The following is a 20,485-nucleotide window of genomic DNA, read 5'->3' on the forward strand; positions in this document are numbered from 1 at the left end:
TAGAATAAAGAGAATAGAATATAGATTTTAGAATAAAGAACAAAGAGTTTGAGTAGAATAAAAAGGATTTAGCATAGTCTATTTTCTATATTCTTTTCTCTATACTCTTAAAATAAAGAAATATGAAAATTAATTGCCATAATAAAATCATCATTTTACTAGTATTGTTTGTTGTTCAGGTTTCGTTTTCTCAGATTAAAAAAGAGGAAACTATAGGAACAGAAACGGTAAATGTGGTAAAGCCTTATTCGCCAACAATTTCGGATGCTTTTAAGATAAAAGAAACTCCGTCACTTGACGATACAGGAAATCAGCCTAAAGAAACTATAAAATATAGTATTCTGTCAGTTCCCGTAGCTTCTACATTTACGCCTTCAAAAGGAAAAGCAGAAGGTGTTGAGAAATCAAAAAGAGAAAAACTATTTAATAATTATGCGACTTTGGGAGTTGGTAATTATGGGACTTTAAATGCTGAATTGTTCGTAAATCAGGATTTGGGAAATAATGATTACGTAGCAGGAATGTTTCGTCACCATTCGTCTCAGGGAGGAATTAAAGGTGTAGACCTTAATGATGAGTTTTATGATACAGCATTAAATGTAGGTTACGGCGTAAACAATCGTGACATGTCATGGAATGTTGATTTAGGATACCAAAATCAATTGTACAACTGGTATGGTTTACCGGCTGAATTTGGTTCGACTTTGGCAGGACAAACCCGTAATGATTTAATTAGAGGAATCAACCCGAATCATTCTTATAACACTATTTCATTAGGAGGAAATGTCGAATTTAATGAAGGGATTTTTAGTAAAATATCAACTAAATTCACGCATTTTTCAGATAGTTTTTCTTCTTCAGAGAATCGCTTTTATGTAAAGCCTTCTTTCAAAGTAGAAGTTATGGATCAATCAATTAACACCAATATTATTGTAGATCACGTAAGCGGATCTTTCGAACATAATTATGCGCGTGACAATACACAACCTCTAAAATACAGTTTGACAAATTTTGGAATTGAACCAAGTTTTGTTATTCTTGAAAACGACTGGACATTAGAATTAGGAGCAGGATTGTTCTATGGTTTAGATTCTGAAAACAGTGGAAATAAGTTTTATATCTATCCAAAAGTAAATGCGTCGTATAAATTAGTTGGTGATTTGATGATTTTTTACACAGGAGTAAATGGAGGTTTAGAACAAAATTCTTATGCTGATTTTGTAAACGATAATCCGTTTTTATCGCCAACATTAAATATGAAACCTACGAATAATCAATATACTGTTTTTGCAGGTTTAAAAGGTAAATTGGCAAACAATATCAATTATAACCTTACAGGATCTTATCTGAATGAAAAAGATAAAGCACTATACAAAGGGAATGATTATACAGAAGATTTCTCGAATCAAAATTATGCTTTTGGGAACTCATTTGGAGTAGTTTATGACGACGTTAGAACATTTCGTTTTTATGGGGAATTAAAAGCTGATTTTTCAAGAAATGTATCTTTTGGAATCAACGGAACTTTTAATAGTTACAAATACGACGGAATTGAAGCTTGGAATTTACCGTCGATGAAAATAAGCTCAAATCTTGATGTAAACATTACAAAACAATGGTACGCAGGTTTGAATGTTTTCTTTGTAGGAGAGCGTAAAGACATGCAATCGAATCTTAATTTAGGAACTGATCCGGTTATTACAACTCTTAAAAGTTATTTTGATGCCAATGCACATTTAGGATACAAATACAACGAACGTTTGACTTGTTTCTTAAAATTGAATAATATAGGAAACCAAGCGTACGAAAAATGGCTGAATTATCCTGTACAAGGATTTCAGGTGTTAGTAGGAGCAAATTATAAATTTGATTTTTAAGGTTTTCTAACCGCAAAGACCGCAAGGAATTTTATCTCACATTATGTTGAGAAAACACAAAGTTCGCAAAGCTGATTCAATATCAGACTTTGCGAACTTTGTTTTTATAATTAGTGAAAATTTGTGTAATTCGTGGCGAAAAAAATTGCGACCTTTGCGTAAAACTTTGCGCTCTTTGCGGTTAAACTACAATATGGAATTCAAACAAAAAATACATTCACATTACCTACAAATGGTTCAGGACCGCATTGATGTTTTCAGAGATATGATTTCGGCTTTGACCGAAGATTCTAAAAACGATGCCAAAGGTTCTGCCGGTGACAAACACGAAACGGCTTTGTCGATGATGCATATCGAGCAGGAAAAACTCACCAATAAACTAAAAGAAGCGATAACCCAAAAAGCGATTTTAGATAAAATTGACGCATCAAAAACTACTGAAAATATTATTTTGGGCAGCTTGGTAAAAGCCAACGGAATTTATTTGTATGTAAGCGTGGCACTTCCTAAAATTGCAATTGACGGAATCAATGTTATTGCACTTTCTCCTCAATCTCCTCTTGGATCTCATTTAATGGGGAATAAAGTGGGGTTTAAATTTGAAATCAATAAGACGCATTATACGATTGAGAGTGTTTTGTAAGGTTTGATTTTTTGTGTAGTCCCTACGGGACAATTTTATTCCCGCGTTTATTTTTTCTACCGACATTTAATCTCTACGAGATATATTAAATATTGATATTTGTTTTTTCTACCGACATTTTTTCTCTACAATATATACTCCTTTAGGAGTTAAATATCGGTAGAAAAAAGAATGATCACATGATGAAATTGTCCCGTAGGGACTACACAGGATTATAAATAAAGAGATTCCACACAATCTTGTCATCCCTCGTTCCTCTAGATGACAAACAAGGTGATGGAATTTGTATGATGAAATTAAAAATTGATGAAAAGAACAATTACCAAACCGCATTTCTTCTTCTGTTTATGAATCTTTCAATGATTCTTAAATATCATAATATTTAATTCAAAGATCTGTATAAAACCCCGCGTTTTGTACTTTGTTTACTCTATAAATTGAAATTTTCAAGTTCAGGCCTTTTTTTACTGTTAAAATTTTACATTTTATATGTAAATGTCATTTTTTGGTTTTAAATTATAACTGAAATAAACTTTTATGTTTTTCAATTGTAACCAATACCGCATCTTTGCCTTATCAAAATAAAAATTTACAAATAAAAATATATAGTTATGTGTGGAATCGTATGTGCCTTTGATCTAAAACAAAAAGCCGAAACATTAAGACCTCAAGTATTAGAAATGTCTAAAATCATTCGTCACCGCGGACCGGACTGGAGCGGAATTTACAGCAATGATAAAGCAATTCTTTCACACGAGCGTTTGGCAATTGTAGATCCAGCTTCAGGAAAACAACCTTTATTTACAGAAGATAAAAAATTGGTTTTGGCTGCAAATGGTGAGATTTACAACCACAGAGAATTGCGTAAACAATTTGAAGGAAAATATAACTTTCAGACAGAAAGTGACTGTGAAGTTATTTTAGCACTTTACAAAGAAAAAGGACCACACTTTGTAGACGAAATGAACGGAATTTTCGGATTCGCTATTTATGATGTTGAGAAAGATGAGTATTTTATTGCTCGTGATCACATGGGTATTATTCCCCTTTATATTGGTTGGGATCAGCACGGAACTTTTTATGTAGCTTCAGAATTGAAAGCATTAGAAGGATATTGCACAAAAATCGAATTATTTCCTCCGGGACATTATATGACAAGCAAAGACGGTGAATTTGTACAATGGTACAAAAGAGACTGGGTAGATTATGATGCTGTAAAAGACAACGAAACAAGTATTCCTGCAATTAAAGAAGCACTTGAAGCGGCGGTTCACAGACAATTAATGAGTGATGTTCCTTACGGAGTTTTACTTTCAGGAGGTTTAGATTCGTCTATTACTTCGGCTGTAGCCAAAAAATTTGCACAAAAACGTATTGAGTCAGATGATACTACAGATGCGTGGTATCCTCAACTGCACTCTTTCTCAGTAGGATTAGATGGTTCTCCTGATTTAGCAGCAGCTCAAATTGTAGCAAAACATATCGGAACAATTCACCACGAAATCAAATTTACAATTCAGGAAGGTTTAGATGCAGTTCGTGATGTAATTTATAACCTGGAAACGTATGATGTAACTACGGTTAGAGCATCAACTCCAATGTGGTTAATGGCGAGAGTTATTAAATCAATGGGAATCAAAATGGTATTATCAGGTGAAGGTGCAGATGAGTTGTTTGGAGGTTACTTATACTTTCATAAAGCACCAAATGCAAGAGAATTTCACGAAGAAAACGTTCGTAAATTAGGCAAACTGCACATGTACGATTGTTTGCGTGCGAACAAAAGTTTGGCAGCATGGGGAATCGAAGGGCGTGTTCCGTTTTTAGATAAAGAATTTATGGATGTTGCGATGCGCATCAACCCACAAGATAAAATGATCAACAAAGAGCACCCAATGGAAAAATGGGTAGTTCGTAAAGCTTTTGAAGATATGTTGCCGGAAAGTGTAGCATGGAGACAAAAAGAGCAATTTTCTGATGGAGTAGGATACAGCTGGATTGATACTTTGAAAGAAGTGGTAGCCAAAGAAGTTTCAGATGAGCAATTGGCAAATGCAAGATTCAAATTCCCTTTGCAAACACCAACTTCTAAAGAGGAATATTACTATCGTTCGATCTTTGCAGAACATTTCCCTAGTGATGCTGCAGCTTTATGTGTGCCTCAGGAAGCAAGTGTTGCTTGTAGTACAAAAATTGCACTGGAGTGGGATGAAGCTTTCAAAAATATGAACGATCCTTCAGGACGAGCAGTGGCAAGTGTACATGATGACGCTTACGCGCAAGCATAAACAGGAATTATTAGAATTAGTATATATTATTTTTCCGAAAGACGTTCTCAGTATTGAGGACGTTTTTCTTGTCTAATAATGTTAAAAACTATTATTTCAGATACTTAAATTTTTTTTTCAGCAATTGTTTAAGTTTCTTTTTTATATTTGGCATTCGCTGAAATAAAACAAATTACCTGTATTGTGGCTATATAATTACAGGAAGTAGATTATTTGGTATTAGTTTGGACTGAAAATTAGAAGATTATAAAGGAAATTATTCCCGGCTTACTTTGTTTAGTGTGAGCGAAAATTAAAATAAATAAAAAATAGAATAGTATGTCTGGATTATTGGCCGTTATTGGTAAAGGAAAAGACCCGCAACTCGTAAAAGAGCTTTCTAAAAGAATGTCGCATCGTGGTCCTGATGAACGTGATTTGCATATTATGGAGAATGGTAGTATTATTTGTCATGAAAGCCTGTCGATTATCGATTTAAAATCGGGTAAACAGCCAATTCAGGGAACTAATAAAGCCTGGATGGTTCATGATGGGGAAATCTATAATTACCAGGAATTAAAAGATACAGTATTAAAAAATCATACGTTTAGAACAAAATCAGATTCAGAGGTAATTGTGCATCTGTATGAAGAATTTGGATACAAGTTTTGTAATATGCTTGATGGCGATTTTGCTTTTGTTATCATAGATGGTGATAATTATATTGCCGCCAGAGATGCAGTTGGTGTTAAACCATTATATTACGGATTGGATGAAAGAGGAAGAATCTATTTTTCGTCAGAAATGAAATCAATTGCAGATCAGTGCAAATCGTTTTCAACTTTTCCTCCGGGACATTATTATACAGGAAAAACAGGTTTCGTAAAATATTATAATCCTGATTATGAAGATCATTCGAATGCTAATCAGGCATTAGATCTTGATCTGGTTCGTGAATCGTTAATACAGGCAACTCGTAAACGCTTAATGAGCGAAGTGCCGGTAGGTGTTTTACTTTCAGGAGGATTAGACTCCTCATTAACATCAGCAATTGCAGCGCGATTGTTGAAGGAAAGCGGAGAAAAACTACATTCATTCTCTATTGGTTTAGATGCTGATTCTCCTGACAATAGTGCAGCAAGAAAAGCAGCTGAATTTTTAGGAACAGAACATCATGAAATACATTTTACGGTAGAAGAAGGTGTTGCTATTTTAGAAAAAGTGATTTATCATATCGAAACTTATGATATCATTTCGGTAAGATCTGGCGTACCAATGTATTTGTTATCAAAAGCAGTAGCTGATCAGGGAATTAAGGTGATTCTTTCAGGAGAAGGAGCTGATGAAGTTTTTGGAGGTCATTTGTATTTTAGAAATGCGCCATCTACAGAAGAATTTCAGGATGAAACAATCGAAAGAGTTCAGAAATTGTTTACCGCAGATTTATTACGTGCTGATAAAACAACAATGGCTCACGGACTAGAAGCCAGAATTCCATTTTTGGACAAAGATTTTTTAGATGTTTCAATTCGAATTAAAACAGAAGAAAAACAACCAAAGACATATGATGGTATTGAAAAATATATTTTAAGAAAAGCATTTGATACCCCCGAAAACCCATATTTGCCAACTGAAATTTTATGGAGACAAAAAGAACAGTTTTCTGATGGAGTGGGATATAAATGGGTTGACGAATTAATTGAATATTGTGCTACCCAGGTTTCTGATGAACAATTAGCCGGAGCAAGTGCTGAATTTCCATACAATTCACCAACAACAAAAGAAGCTTACCTATACAGATCTATTTTTCATAAATTCTATCCACAGGTTAGTGCTGCACAAACGGTTCGGAAATGGATCCCGAAATGGCAGGAAAACCAGGATCCGAGCGGAAGAGCAAATGCTGCACACGTAAAAGCGGATATTGAAATTTCTAAAGCGGGAGTTGTAGCGTAAATTTCAAAAAGAGAAAAAAAAATTTCCAATTTGGAGAATAAATACTTAAAATCCGAAGCAACATGAAATATGTTGTTTCGGATTTTTTTATGTCTCATTTTTAGAATTTTGTCCCAAAACTCAGGGATAAAAATTAGAATTTGATATTCAGAAAAATACTATATTTGATTACCAAAGAATAAATTAATTTTAAATGTAATCTATGAGAAACTTATTATTAAGTAGTATTTTATGCTGTTCGCTTGTTTCATTGAGTTCGGTTTATGCGCAAAAAAAGATTGAAACTCCTAAATACATTAAAAATGTAGAAGGTGTAAAAGAGTATTCATTGAATAACGGATTAAAAGTACTGTTGATTCCGGATGCTTCTCAAAGCAATATGATTGTAAATATTGTTTATAATGTAGGTTCCAGAAATGAAGGTTACGGAGAAAAAGGTATGGCGCATTTACTGGAGCACATGCTTTTTAAGAGTACTAAAAACTTAGGTGACATCAAAAAAATGCTTTCTGATAAAGGAGGAAATGCAAACGGAACTACTTGGTTAGATCGTACCAATTACTACGAAATTTTTCCTTCTAATGATGAGAATTTAAAGTGGAGTATAGAAATGGAGGCAGACAGAATGGTTAATTCGGCCATTTTGCAAACGGATCTTAGTAAGGAATTTTCAGTAGTAAGAAATGAGTTTGAAATAGGAGAAAACAATCCTGATGGGGTTTTGCAGGAAAGAATACTTTCTGCGGCTTATTTATGGCACAATTACGGCAGAAGTACTATTGGAAGTAAAGAAGATATTGAACGCGTAAAAGCGAATAGACTTAGGGTTTTTTATGAAAAATATTATCAGCCGGATAATTCAACTTTAATAATTGCCGGTAAATTTGATGAGAAAAAAGCATTACAATATGTAGGGCAATATTTTGGTGCGATTCCAAGACCTAAAAGAGTTTTAGATAAAACTTATACTATAGAACCAGCTCAGGATGGCGAAAAATATGTAGAGCTTAAAAGAGCAGGAGACAGCAAAAATATCGGAGCTTTATATCATACTGCAGCTTATGTAGATAAAGATTATGCTGCAATCGACGCATTAGGAGAGATTTTAACGGCTGATCCATCAGGTTACTTGTATAAAACATTGGTCGAAACACAAAAAGTATCCAGTATTTATTTTTGGCAGCCCATCACAAGAGATGCCAGCTTTTTATATTTTGGGGTAGCGGTTCCAAATGATAAAGATATTAAGGCGACAAAGGAAATTGTAAGAGACGAGCTGGATAAAATAGGTTCGACAAAATATACAGATGAAGATGTAAGCAGAGCGAAGGCTAAAATTATTACACAAATCGAAAGTGTAAAAAACAATACCATTTCGTTTGCAATAAATCTTACTGAAGTTATTGGAGCAGGAGATTACAGATTAGGATTTTTGTACAGGGATGCTGTCGAGAACTTAACAAAAGAAGATATACAAAGAGTGGCCGAGAAATATTTTAGAAGTAACAATAGAACAGTTGGAGTATTTATTCCGTCAAAAGACGAACAAAGAGTAAAGCCTGCTGAATATACAGACGAACAATTAGTTGCTTTTACAAAAGATTACAAAGGAAAAGCTTTAGAAAAAGAAACAGCTGCATTTGAAGCTTCGATTAAAAATTTGAAACAAAATTTAGTTGAAGGAAAACTAAGTAATGGTGCAAAATACGGATTGATTAAAAAAGAAATTAAAGGAGGAAAAGTTCAGGCTAATTTTAAATTTCCGGTAAGCAATCAAAAAGATTTAGCAGGTAAAACGGATGCCGGTGGTATTCTGGCCCAATTACTGAAAACAGGAACTAAAAGCAAAACCAAAGAGCAAATTCAGGATAGACTGGATCAGTTAAAATCAAGTATCAATTTTAATTTTACAAGACAAACCCTGTCAATTAATATTAGTACTTATAAAGAGAATTTTAAGGAGGTAATGGAGATTTTGGGAGATTTGCTGGTTAATTCTACTTTTCCGGAAAATGAACTAACAAAAACAATCAGTGATTATAATACTTATTTAGAATCGAACTTAAATGATCCCCAGTCAGTCGCATTTACAGAGATTTCACGACAAACGACAAAATACCCTAAAGAAAGTATTTTTTATACCTTGACAATTCAAGAACAGATCGATGCTTTTAAAAAGATCAAACAGTCCGAAATAGTTGATTTTTACACCAATATTTTAGGAGGAAATAATGGGGTAGGAAGTATTGTAGGAGAACTTGATGCTAAATCAACAGCAGAGATTTTAGAAAATACGTTTGGAAAATGGAATTCTAAATCGAAATATGAACTTGCTTTACCTACTTATTTTGAAACAGCGAAACTGGACAAGGATGTAATTACTCCTGATAAAGAAAATGCTGTTGCCATAGGAAGAATAAATTTTAAAATGGACAGAAACAACCCTGATTATCCTGCCTTTATTATGGCGAATGAGATACTGGGAAGCGGAGGGTTTTTGAGTGCAAGAATTCCTATGAGATTAAGAGAAAAAGAAGGAATAAGTTATGGAGCAGGCTCTTTTATTGATGTACCGTTGATAAGTGATGTGGCTTCATGGAGTTATTATGCGTTTTTAAATCCAACAAAAAAGAATGCCGTTGAAACCGCGACGAAAGAAGAAATTGCAAAAGCATTAAAAGATGGATTTACAGCAGATGAATTAAAATCAAATTTGGTTAGCTGGCAAAATGAGAGAAAAACCAGACTGGGAGTTGATGATACCTTAATGAGTTTGACAAACACTTATCTTCAATATGGTATTTCTCTGGAAGATTATGATGCTCTGGATACTAAAGTAAAAGCCTTAAAAGTAGAAGAGGTAAATGCAGTTTTGAAAAAGTATTTGAGCCTGGATAAAATGACCTCGATTTATGTTGGAGATTTTAATAAGAAATAGTAAAAAAGAAAAATTTCAATTTTCTTAAATTCCAAATCTTAAATCCGAAATGACATTAAAATTGTTGTTTCGGATTTTTTTATTTCATCCTGTTCTCAAGATTATAATAGATGTTGTTATTTGATTTTTTTGTGTTATTCCTATTTTTGGAATTTGGAATTTATGAAGTTTGGAATTTAAAGTTGGCTTTTGGAGTTTATTTTTGGTTTTTAAGACAATTGTGTTAATAACTTAAGTGCTTTAAACAGTATTTTAACGGATATATAATTTGCGTTTTTATATATTTGCGTGTTAGACAATAATTACATTTTTAGAATAAATTATATGAGCGAAGAAATCAAGAAGAACAATTATTCAGCAGATAGTATTCAGGCATTAGAAGGTATGGAGCACGTAAGAATGCGTCCATCGATGTATATTGGAGATGTGGGTGTTCGAGGACTGCATCATTTGGTTTATGAAGTTGTAGATAACTCTATTGATGAGGCCATGGGAGGACATTGTGATACTATTGGTGTTGCAATAAACGAAGATGGATCTGTAAGCGTCGAAGATAATGGTCGTGGAATCCCGGTAGACATACATAAAAAAGAAGGAGTTTCTGCACTAGAAGTTGTTATGACTAAAATTGGTGCCGGAGGTAAATTTGATAAGGATTCTTATAAAGTTTCCGGAGGTTTGCACGGTGTTGGAGTTTCAGTAGTAAATGCTTTGTCAAATCACTTGCGTGCAACTGTTCACAGTAGTGACGGAAAAGTGTACGAGCAAGAATATGAAAAAGGAAAAGCGCTTTATCCGGTAAAACAAATCGGAGAAACTACAAAAAGAGGAACTATTGTAACTTTTTATCCTGACGAAACAATTTTTACGCAAACTACAGAGTTCTCTTATGATACTCTATCAGCTCGTATGCGTGAGCTTTCTTTCCTGAATAAAGGAATTACAATCACATTTACGGACAAAAGAGAAGTCGATGAAAAAGGCGAATTTAAAGTAGAAGTTTTTCATTCAGATGAAGGTCTTAAAGAATACATTCGTTATTTAGATGGTAACCGTGAGCCAATTATCTCTCACGTAATCAGCATGGACCACGAAAAAGGTGAGATTCCGGTTGAGGTTGCCTTAATTTATAATACAAGTTATACAGAGAATATTTTTTCTTATGTAAATAATATCAACACGCACGAAGGAGGAACACATTTACAAGGTTTTAGAAGTGGTTTAACAAGAACCCTTAAAAAATATGCAGATGCTTCCGGGATGTTGGACAAGTTGAAATTCGAAATTTCGGGAGATGACTTCCGTGAAGGATTAACGGCTATTATTTCGGTAAAAGTACAAGAACCTCAATTCGAAGGTCAGACCAAAACAAAACTAGGAAACAGAGAAGTAGTTTCTCCGGTTTCTCAGGCAGTTGGAGAAATGTTAGAAAATTATTTGGAAGAAAATCCAAATGATGCCCGTATCATTATCCAAAAAGTAATTTTGGCTGCACAAGCCCGTCATGCTGCTAAAAAGGCACGTGAAATGGTACAGCGTAAAACCGTTATGGGTGGCGGTGGATTACCGGGAAAACTTTCAGATTGTTCTGAGCAGGATCCTGCAAGATGTGAAGTTTATCTTGTCGAGGGAGATTCGGCTGGTGGAACAGCAAAACAAGGTCGTGATCGTGCATTTCAGGCGATTTTACCATTACGTGGTAAGATTTTGAATGTCGAAAAAGCGATGCACCATAAAGTATTCGAAAACGAAGAGATTCGTAACATCTTTACCGCTTTAGGAGTTACCGTAGGTACTGCAGAAGATAGTAAAGCATTAAACCTTGAAAAACTAAGATACCATAAGGTAATCATCATGTGTGATGCCGATGTCGATGGTAGTCACATTTCTACCTTAATATTAACATTCTTCTTCCGTTTCATGAAAGAATTGATCGAAGAAGGTCACGTTTATATCGCAGCACCACCTTTATATTTAGTTAAAAAAGGAAACAAAAAAGAATACGCATGGAATGATGTTCAGCGCGATCAGGCAAACGAAAGAATGGGAGGCAGCGCCGGAATTCAGCGTTATAAAGGTCTTGGAGAGATGAACGCAGAGCAATTGTGGGAAACTACAATGGATCCGAGCTTTAGAACTTTACGTCAGGTAACTATTGATAGTCTGGCTGAAGCTGATAGAGTTTTCTCAATGTTAATGGGAGATGAAGTTCCGCCACGTAGAGAATTTATCGAGAAAAATGCAGTCTACGCTAATATCGATGCATAATAATATTTAGTCATCAATTCGTTTAATTGTTTAAATTTACTTAAACGATTAAACGAATTGTTTATTTATCAAATAAATTAATTAATAACCGATAAAGTATAAAATATGAAAGTTACCATTGTAGGAGCAGGAAATGTTGGAGCTACATGTGCAGATGTTATTTCTTATAGAGGAATTGCAAGCGAAGTAGTGTTGTTGGATATTAAAGAAGGTTTTGCCGAAGGGAAAGCGTTGGATATCATGCAATGTGCGACAAATACAGGTTTTAATACCAAAGTGTCTGGCGTGACTAACGATTATTCTAAAACTGCCGGAAGTGATGTAGTAGTAATTACATCAGGAATTCCAAGAAAACCAGGAATGACTCGTGAGGAATTAATTGGCATAAATGCAGGAATTGTGAAAACAGTTGCTGAAAATGTACTAAAACATTCCCCAAATACTATAATAGTTGTAGTTTCAAATCCAATGGATACTATGACTTATTTAGCTTTAAAAGCTACCGGAGTACCAAAAAACAGAATTATAGGTATGGGTGGAGCGTTAGATAGTTCTCGTTTCAGAACATATCTTTCTTTGGCTCTTGATAAGCCTGCAAATGATATCTCAGCAATGGTTATTGGTGGTCACGGTGATACGACTATGATTCCTTTGACTCGTTTGGCTTCTTACAACGGAATTCCGGTAACAGAATTTCTTTCAGAAGAGGTATTGCAAAAAGTAGCTGCTGATACAATGGTTGGCGGAGCTACTCTTACAGGTCTTTTAGGAACATCAGCATGGTATGCGCCAGGAGCTTCTGTTGCGTATCTTGTCGACAGTATTTTAAACGATCAAAAGAAAATGATTGCTTGTTCTGTTTTTGTCGAAGGAGAATACGGGCAAAATGACATATGTATTGGAGTTCCATGTATAATTGGAAAGAATGGAGTTGAAGAAATTTTAGACATCAAATTAAATGACCACGAAAAAGCTCTGTTTGCAAAAAGTGCAGATGCAGTTAGAGGTATGAATGATGCTCTAAAATCGATTTTAGTATAACGATTTTCGTAAAAAAGGGAAAAGACTGCACTTTTGCAGTCTTTTTTTTAAGATTAATTAATAAATAAATTGGTTAATCTTTTCGTTAATTATATATTTGCTCGGTTTAAAAAAAATGTGGTAATTCGTGATCTCGATTTTTTAGTTTTAAAAATTCATGTCAGGGCTTATTTTATGGGACTTTAAAACAAAAACAAACTATAAAACATAATTAATTTTTAGTAATAATGCAGAATAAAGGACTTATTAAATTTTTCGCAATTCTATTTGCATTGGTAAGTATTTACCAACTCTCGTTCACTTTTGTGGCAAATAATGTCAAAAGTGAGGCTAAAGCTTTTGCAGGAGATAATCCTGATAAAGAGCTAAAATATTTAGACTCTATTGGTAAAGAAAAAGTGTTTAATCTTGGTTTTTCAGATTTTACTTACAATGAAGTAAAAAATAAACAACTAAACAAAGGTCTTGACTTAGAAGGAGGAATCAACGTGATTCTTCAAATTTCTATTAAAGATGTTTTGAAAGGATTAGCTAATAATTCTAAAAATCCGGTATTTAATAAATCACTAGCCGATGCGTCTGCAAATTTAGAAGGAAATAAAACCTATTTAAGTAAGTTTTTTGAAGCTTTTGAAGCGAATTCAAAAGGAACTGTAAAATTAGCTTCACCTGATATTTTTGCAAACAGAAGTTTGCAGGGAGAAGGCGGAATCGATTTTCAAATGTTAGATTCGCAAGTTCAAAAAGTAATTAAAAGAAAAGTTGATGAGTCTGTTGAAAGTGCTTTTAAAGTATTAAGAGAGCGTATCGACAAATTTGGTGTTACACAGCCAAACATCCAGAAATTAGGAGAAACAGGAAGAATTTTAGTAGAGCTTCCAGGTGCTAAGGATGTAGATAGAATTAAAAAATTATTAGGTGGTAAAGCTCAATTAGAGTTTTGGGAAACTTATAAAATTGAAGAAATTGGAAACTTTTTAGTAGCTGCTAACGAAGCGCTAAAAAAGACTGAAATCAAAAAAATTGAAACTAAAGTTGTTGCTAAAGATTCATTGAATGCTTTATTAACAGATGCTAAAGATTCAGTTGATACTAAAAAAGGAAACAACCCATTATTTGACAAAATGTTAGGTCAGGGTGGTGGACCAATTTTAGGTTATTTCGCTCCAAAAGATACTGCTGTAGTAAACGGGTATTTAAAAAGATCAGATATCAGAGTTTTATTAGGAGCTGACCAACACTATGCAAAATTTGTATGGAGTAAGCCAACTACTATAAATGATGCTAAAGGAAAAAGTATTGAAGCTGTTGAATTATATGCATTAAAAGGGAACAGAGATAACGTTCCTGCGATGAGCGGTGGTGTTGTTACTGATGCAAAAGATACTTTTGACCAATTAGGAAAACCAGCTGTTTCTATGCAAATGAACAGCCAGGGAGCTAAAGTTTGGGAAGAATTAACAGGTAGAGCTTTTTCTCAAAAAAGTTATATTGCTATTGTTTTAGATGATATTGTTTATTCTGCTCCAGGTGTAACTAGCGGACCAATTGCAGGAGGAAGATCTGAAATTACAGGTTCTTTTGATGTTGCTGAAACTAAAGATTTAGCTAACATATTAAATGCAGGTAAATTACCGGCTTCTGCAGATATCGTTCAATCAACTGTTGTAGGACCATCTTTAGGTCAGGCTGCAATTGATGCTGGAACAGTTTCATCTGTATTAGGATTTTTATTAGTTTGTTTATGGATGGTATTCTATTATGGTAAAGCAGGTTGGTATGCTAATCTTGCATTATTATTAAACTTACTTTTCTTATTCGGAATTATGGCAAGTTTTGGTTTTGTACTTACATTACCAGGTATTGCAGGTATCGTACTTACATTAGGTACTGCAGTAGATGCGAATATTATTATATTTGAAAGAGCAAAAGAAGAATTGCGTGAAGGTAAATCTTTATCTGAAGCGGTTGCTGAATCTTACGGATGGCACGGAGCAATGCGTTCTATTATTGATGCGAACGTAACGCACGTTTTAACTGGAGCAATCTTGTTTATTTTTGGAACAGGACCAATTAAAGGTTTTGCATTAACTTTACTTATTGGTATCGTAACTTCAATGTTTACATCAATTTTTATCGCTAGAATCTTTATCGACAGAAATATTGCTGGAAAAGGAGATTTAACTTTCTCTACAAAAATTACTAAAAACTGGTTTACTAATTTTCACTTTGACTTTATTAAAATCAAAAAATTCACTTACATCTTCTCTTCAATTGTAGTTGTGGTAAGTTTAACTTCTATTTTCTTCGTTAACGGATTAGATGAAGGTGTTGATTTTGTTGGAGGAAGAACTTTCCAGGTGAAATTTGAAAAACCGGTAGATGCTACTGTAGTTTCAGATGAGTTATCTGCGGCTTTTGGAACTCCTGTTGAAGCTAAAATTTTAGGTGATGATGATCAATTAAAAATCACTACAAAATATAAGATTAAAGAAGATGGTGTTGCTATCGACGAAGAAGTGAATCAAAAGTTATACAATGCATTGCAAAAGTATTACCCAAACACTTCTTACGATAAATTCATCAACTCGTTTGATGGTAAAAAAATCGGTGTTTTGCAAGCGTCTAAAGTTGGAGCTTCTATCTCTGAGGATATCAAAACAAACTCTTACTGGGCGGTTCTTGGTGCAATGGCAGCTATTTTCTTATACTTAATGGTTTCTTTCCGTAAATGGCAATATTCATTAGGTGCGATCGCAGCTGTAGCGCATGACGTTATCTTTGTATTAGGAATTTACTCTTTATGTTATAAATTCATGCCTTTCCACATGGAAATGGATCAGCACTTTATCGCTGCGATTCTTACCGTTATTGGTTATTCTATGAATGATACTGTAATTGTATTTGACAGGGTTAGAGAGTTTATCATCGGAAACCGTAAAGGTAGTTTTGAAGATATTGTAAACGCTTCTATTAATACTACTTTATCAAGAACGTTGAATACTTCATTAATGATGATCATTGTATTATTGACAATGTTTATCTTTGGTGGTGAGTCTATCAGAGGATTTATCTTCGCAATGTTGATTGGTATTGTTGTAGGAACTTATTCTTCATTATTTATCGCTACACCAGTATTGGTAGACACGATTTCAGGTGATGAAAAACATACAATCGAAGACAAGCATAATAAGGTTTAATTAAAATCTTAGTTTATATGAAAAGATCCGGCGTAAGCCGGATCTTTTTTTTTGTGCTTTGTTATCGCATTATATTTTTTATTCGATGAAAGTTACAGTTCTGTTTATGTGTATGTTTCTCTGTATTGATTTATGGTAATGTTGATTGTGAAAAGTTTGTATGCAGTCTTACTAAAACGTCTTTTGCAAACAGAAAGTTCTGGTTTAGCCCCGATGGAAACCTACCGTCTGGACACAAATATTATTAATCAATTTTGAACACGAATTTGCACAAATTTTAATAGGTTAATTTAGTTTGTGAAATTAATTCCACAAACTAAATTAGTGTCAATTAGTGAAATTCGTGTTTGTTTTGTACTTGTGTCCACACGGTAGGATGGAAACGATATCCTTTTTCCTGCTTCTTTAGGAGGGAAAAGATATAGTGTACAGCGGGAGTGAAAGTTGTTTTGACAAGGATAATCTCTGCTTCTTAAAATAATGAAATTCTTATCGTAACTGCTGGAAAAATAAGACTGAAATATTTGTTTTTGTGCAAAAAAAAAGCCCGATACAAAAATCGGGCTTATCACAATATTGAGGTTTAAATTTTAAGATGCTGCTAAAGGATTTCTTTGTGCTCTGATGATAAAGAAAAGCCCGATAATGATAAAAGGTATGCTTAGCCATTGTCCTGTTGAGAAAATGCCTAATTCGTTCTCGAAACCGCCTTGGCTTTCTTTTACAAACTCTACGATAAAACGTACTACAAATAAAAGAACTAAAAACAATCCGAATAATAATCCTGATTTAAGTCTTGCATTTGTTTTCCAGTACAAGAAATACAGAATAGCAAAAACAAAGATATAAGCGATACCTTCGTATAATTGTGTGGGATGTTTTATAGGAACCTGAGCTAATAAATCAGCGAACTTAGGGTCTGTTGCAATTGCTGTATAAGCCGCTTTTGGATCTGCAATACCTGTTGCGTTTACAGCTTCGGATTTGCTGAATTGATCGTGTAAAAAACGAATTCCAAATGCAGAATCAGTTTCTTTTCCAATGATTTCAGAATTAAAAAAGTTTCCCAGACGAACAAAGATAGCACCACTTGCAACTGGAATTACTACACGGTCTAAAATCCATAATAACGGACGTTTTAAGATTTTTTTGCTGTAATAGTACATTGCAATGATAATGGCGATTGCCGCACCATGACTTGCTAATCCCTGAAAACCTGTAAATTCAAATTTTGGTTCGAATCTAAAAGGTAAAACTATTTCAAGTAAGTGATTTCTAAAATATTCCCAGTCATAAAACAATACATGTCCTAAACGAGCACCTATTAAAGTAGCTAATACAGTCCAGACAAATAAAGAGTCTAATTTGTCGATAGATTCATTTTCGCGTTCGAAAATCTTTTTCATTAGGAACCAGCCTAAGCCAAAAGCAATTACGAACATTAAACTGTAGTAACGAATCATAAAAAATCCTAAGTCGATTCCTTCTGAAGGATTCCAAATGATATTTAAGGAGTGTGTCATATATTAAATTGTTTTTGTGTCTTGTAAAAATAAATATTAAAAACAGAGTTCCTCTTTATAAAAAGTTAATGTTTGTGTGAACATTTCTTCTCAGGAACAGGATCGTAGCCAGTTCTTCCCCAGGGATGACAACTCAAAATTCGTTTCATTCCCAGATAGCCGCCATAAAATAATCCGTGTGTTTGCAAGGCTTGAATCATATAAGTCGAGCATGTAGGTTCGAATCTGCAGCTTGCCGGTGTAAAAGGCGAAATTGCAGTTTGATAAAAGCGTACTAATAAAACAAATGGAGTAGTTACTTTCATGGTTTATTAGAAAATAAATAGTTATATAGAAAAACTTGTGCCTTCTTTGCCATCTTTCAGCTGAATACCTAAAGTGATCAACTGATCACGAATCTGATCAGAAAGGGCAAAGTTTTTGTCTGCTCTTGCCTGATTTCTCATTCCAATAAGCATATTGACAACGCCTTCTAATTTATCATTATTGGCATCGGCGGCTTTCTCATCGCTTAAGCCTAAAACATCAAAAACAAAAGCATTCATTGCGGTTGTAAATGAAGTTAAATCTTCAGCAGAGATAGTTTCTTTACCTTCTTTCAATAAATTGATATAACGAACAGCTTCGAACAATTGTGCGATTAAAATAGGGGTATTAAAATCGTCGTTCATTGCATCGTAACATAATTGTTTCCAGGAAGCAATATCTATAGAGCTCGTTGCGCTTGCTGAAATAGCAGGCAAAGCATCAACAGCTTCCATTAATCTTTTATATCCTTTTTCGGCAGCAACAATTGCATCATCAGAAAAATCTAAAATACTTCTGTAGTGTGCCTGCAACATGAAGAAACGAGTTACCGATGCTGAAAAAGCTTTGCTTAAAATGTTGTTGTTTCCGCTTAAAATTTCGCCTGGTAAAATGTTATTTCCAGTCGATTTAGCCATTTTCTTTCCGTTCAGAGTCAGCATATTAGCGTGCATCCAGTAATTTACCGGAGACTGACCTGTACAAGCTTCGTTCTGAGCGATTTCGCATTCATGGTGAGGAAATTTTAAATCCATTCCACCTCCGTGAATGTCAAAGTGATTCCCAAGATATTTGGTACTCATAGCAGTACATTCAAGATGCCAGCCCGGGAAACCATCACTCCATGGCGAAGGCCATCTCATGATATGCTCTGGTTCTGCCTTTTTCCAAAGTGCAAAATCCTGTGGGTTTCTTTTGTCTGATTGTCCATCAAGATCACGGGTATTCGTTAGCATATCTTCGATATTTCTACCGCTTAATATTCCGTAATTATTTGTTTCATTATATTTTACAACATCAAAATACACAGATCCGTTGGCTTCATACCCAATTCCGGTAGCGATAATTTTTTTGATGATTTCGATCTGCTCAATAATATGTCCAGTCGCTGTTGGTTCGATGCTTGGCGGTAAAAAGTTAAAAGATTTCAGGATATCATGAAAATCTACCGTATAGCGCTGTACAACCTCCATAGGTTCCAGTTGCTCTAAACGCGCTTTTTTAGCGATCTTATCTTCACCTTCATCTACATCATCTACAATATGTCCAACATCCGTAATATTTCGAACATAACGAACTTTATAATCAAGATGTAAAAAATACCTGAATATCACGTCAAAAGACATAAAAGTCCTCACATTTCCTAAGTGCACATTGCTATAAACTGTAGGTCCGCAAACATACATTCCAACATTTCCTTCATGAATAGGATTGAAATTTTCTTTTTCACCTGAAAGTGAATTGTATATTTTTAGATGTTGACTTGTGTATAGTGGCATATTTACTTTATCGTTTGTTGTTTATGGTTTGTTGTTTTTAGTTTTGAGTCGGAAAAAAACTATTTGAATTTTAATCCTTTGATTTTTTAAAGAATAATTTGTTTTTTAGTTTGTATTTTGGATTAGGAATTCGATTTTTTGACAGATTGTCCTGGCCAATCTCCAAATTTCTAAATCTTCGAATTTTTCTATTTTTGCCATAACAACAAACTATAAACTAAAAACAATAAACTTTTTTAGAACTGTGTATCCAATTTAATGTAGTCTAAAAATTCTCTTTTTGTTTGAGGATCTTTGAATTTTCCACCAAATTCAGACGTTACAGTGCTGCTTTCGATATCTTTAATTCCTCTTGAATTTACACAAAGGTGTTTGGCATCGATAACGCAGGCAACATCATCTGTACCTAAAGCGATTTGTAATTCCTGAACAATTTGCATCGTCAAACGCTCTTGAACCTGAGGTCTTTTAGCATAATATTCTACAATTCGGTTCATTTTAGACAAACCAATCACTCTTCCGCTTGAAATATAGGCAACATGCGCACGTCCGATAATTGGCAATAAATGATGTTCGCAGGTAGAATAAACAGTAATGTTTTTCTCTACCAACATTTCGCCGTATTTGTAATTATTGTCAAAAGTTGAAGCTTTTGGCTTTTTTGTAGGGTTAAGACCTCCAAAAATTTCCTTAACAAACATTTTTGCAACTCGGTTTGGAGTACCTTTTATGCTATCGTCCGTCAAATCCATTCCTAAAGTTTGTAGAATGTTTTCAACATCTTTTTTTATTTTTTCTATTTTTTCTTCATCACTTAAGTCGAAAGCATCCTGTCTTACAGGGTTTTGTGCGTTACTGCTAAAATGATTGTCTCCTATTTCGTCTAAAAAATCTTCGTTATTTATCATTAAAAACTACTATTAATATGGGTATATCTTTTTAAGGCGGTAAAGATAATTAATAAAAA

Annotated in this window: 12 protein-coding genes; 8 read left to right on the forward strand and 4 right to left on the reverse strand. The window is 34.1% G+C overall.

Translation table 11 applies throughout. The annotated features are described in order from the left end of the window. Positions 1–122 precede the first annotated feature (122 nt). The 8 genes from NJT12_RS10240 (at position 123) to secDF (ending at position 16,190) form a co-directional block, all read left to right on the forward strand. Positions 123–1,877 (forward strand): TonB-dependent receptor, encoded by a 1,755-nt coding sequence (locus tag NJT12_RS10240; RefSeq protein WP_271335805.1) that lies wholly within the window; start codon positions 123–125, stop codon positions 1,875–1,877. 193 nt (positions 1,878–2,070) lie between these two features. Beyond that, positions 2,071–2,520: a hypothetical protein gene (locus NJT12_RS10245; RefSeq protein ID WP_271335806.1), complete on the forward strand. Its 450-nt coding sequence runs from the start codon at positions 2,071–2,073 to the stop codon at positions 2,518–2,520. A 611-nt stretch (positions 2,521–3,131) separates the two neighbouring features. After that, on the forward strand, positions 3,132–4,808 hold the full coding sequence (asnB, locus tag NJT12_RS10250; RefSeq protein WP_271335807.1) for an asparagine synthase B: 1,677 nt from the start codon (positions 3,132–3,134) through the stop codon (positions 4,806–4,808). A 318-nt stretch (positions 4,809–5,126) separates the two neighbouring features. Continuing rightward, positions 5,127–6,743, forward strand: coding sequence for an asparagine synthase B (asnB, locus tag NJT12_RS10255; RefSeq protein ID WP_271335808.1), 1,617 nt, complete (start codon positions 5,127–5,129; stop codon positions 6,741–6,743). A gap of 202 nt (positions 6,744–6,945) precedes the next feature. Next, positions 6,946–9,681 carry a M16 family metallopeptidase gene (locus NJT12_RS10260; protein ID WP_271335809.1) on the forward strand — a complete coding sequence of 912 codons (2,736 nt, stop codon included), beginning with the start codon at positions 6,946–6,948 and terminating at the stop codon, positions 9,679–9,681. A gap of 324 nt (positions 9,682–10,005) precedes the next feature. Continuing rightward, on the forward strand, positions 10,006–11,949 hold the full coding sequence (gene gyrB / locus NJT12_RS10265; RefSeq protein ID WP_271335810.1) for a DNA topoisomerase (ATP-hydrolyzing) subunit B: 1,944 nt from the start codon (positions 10,006–10,008) through the stop codon (positions 11,947–11,949). A 105-nt stretch (positions 11,950–12,054) separates the two neighbouring features. Beyond that, the gene (gene mdh / locus NJT12_RS10270; protein WP_271335811.1) at positions 12,055–12,990 is read left to right on the forward strand and encodes a malate dehydrogenase; all 936 of its coding nucleotides are present in this window, start codon (positions 12,055–12,057) and stop codon (positions 12,988–12,990) included. Positions 12,991–13,217: 227 nt separating this feature from the next. Beyond that, positions 13,218–16,190 carry a protein translocase subunit SecDF gene (gene secDF, locus NJT12_RS10275; protein ID WP_271335812.1) on the forward strand — a complete coding sequence of 991 codons (2,973 nt, stop codon included), beginning with the start codon at positions 13,218–13,220 and terminating at the stop codon, positions 16,188–16,190. 590 nt (positions 16,191–16,780) lie between these two features. Here the strand turns inward: secDF and lgt are convergent. The 4 genes from lgt to folE all read right to left on the reverse strand — a co-directional run bounded on the left by lgt (position 16,781) and on the right by folE (position 20,426). Beyond that, a complete protein-coding gene (gene lgt / locus NJT12_RS10280; protein ID WP_271335813.1) occupies positions 16,781–17,713 on the reverse strand; it encodes a prolipoprotein diacylglyceryl transferase in 933 nt (310 codons plus the stop codon). 65 nt (positions 17,714–17,778) lie between these two features. Further along, positions 17,779–18,018 (reverse strand): membrane protein insertion efficiency factor YidD, encoded by a 240-nt coding sequence (gene yidD, locus NJT12_RS10285; RefSeq protein WP_173972466.1) that lies wholly within the window; start codon positions 18,016–18,018, stop codon positions 17,779–17,781. A 21-nt stretch (positions 18,019–18,039) separates the two neighbouring features. Beyond that, entirely contained in the window at positions 18,040–19,518 is a 1,479-nt protein-coding gene (gene cysS / locus NJT12_RS10290) for a cysteine--tRNA ligase (RefSeq protein ID WP_271335814.1), read from the reverse strand. A gap of 236 nt (positions 19,519–19,754) precedes the next feature. After that, entirely contained in the window at positions 19,755–20,426 is a 672-nt protein-coding gene (gene folE / locus NJT12_RS10295; RefSeq protein WP_271335815.1) for a GTP cyclohydrolase I FolE, read from the reverse strand. Positions 20,427–20,485 lie beyond the last annotated feature (59 nt).

The sequence above is a fragment of the Flavobacterium azizsancarii genome, assembly GCF_027980145.1.
In the GTDB taxonomy this organism is placed as follows: domain Bacteria; phylum Bacteroidota; class Bacteroidia; order Flavobacteriales; family Flavobacteriaceae; genus Flavobacterium; species Flavobacterium azizsancarii.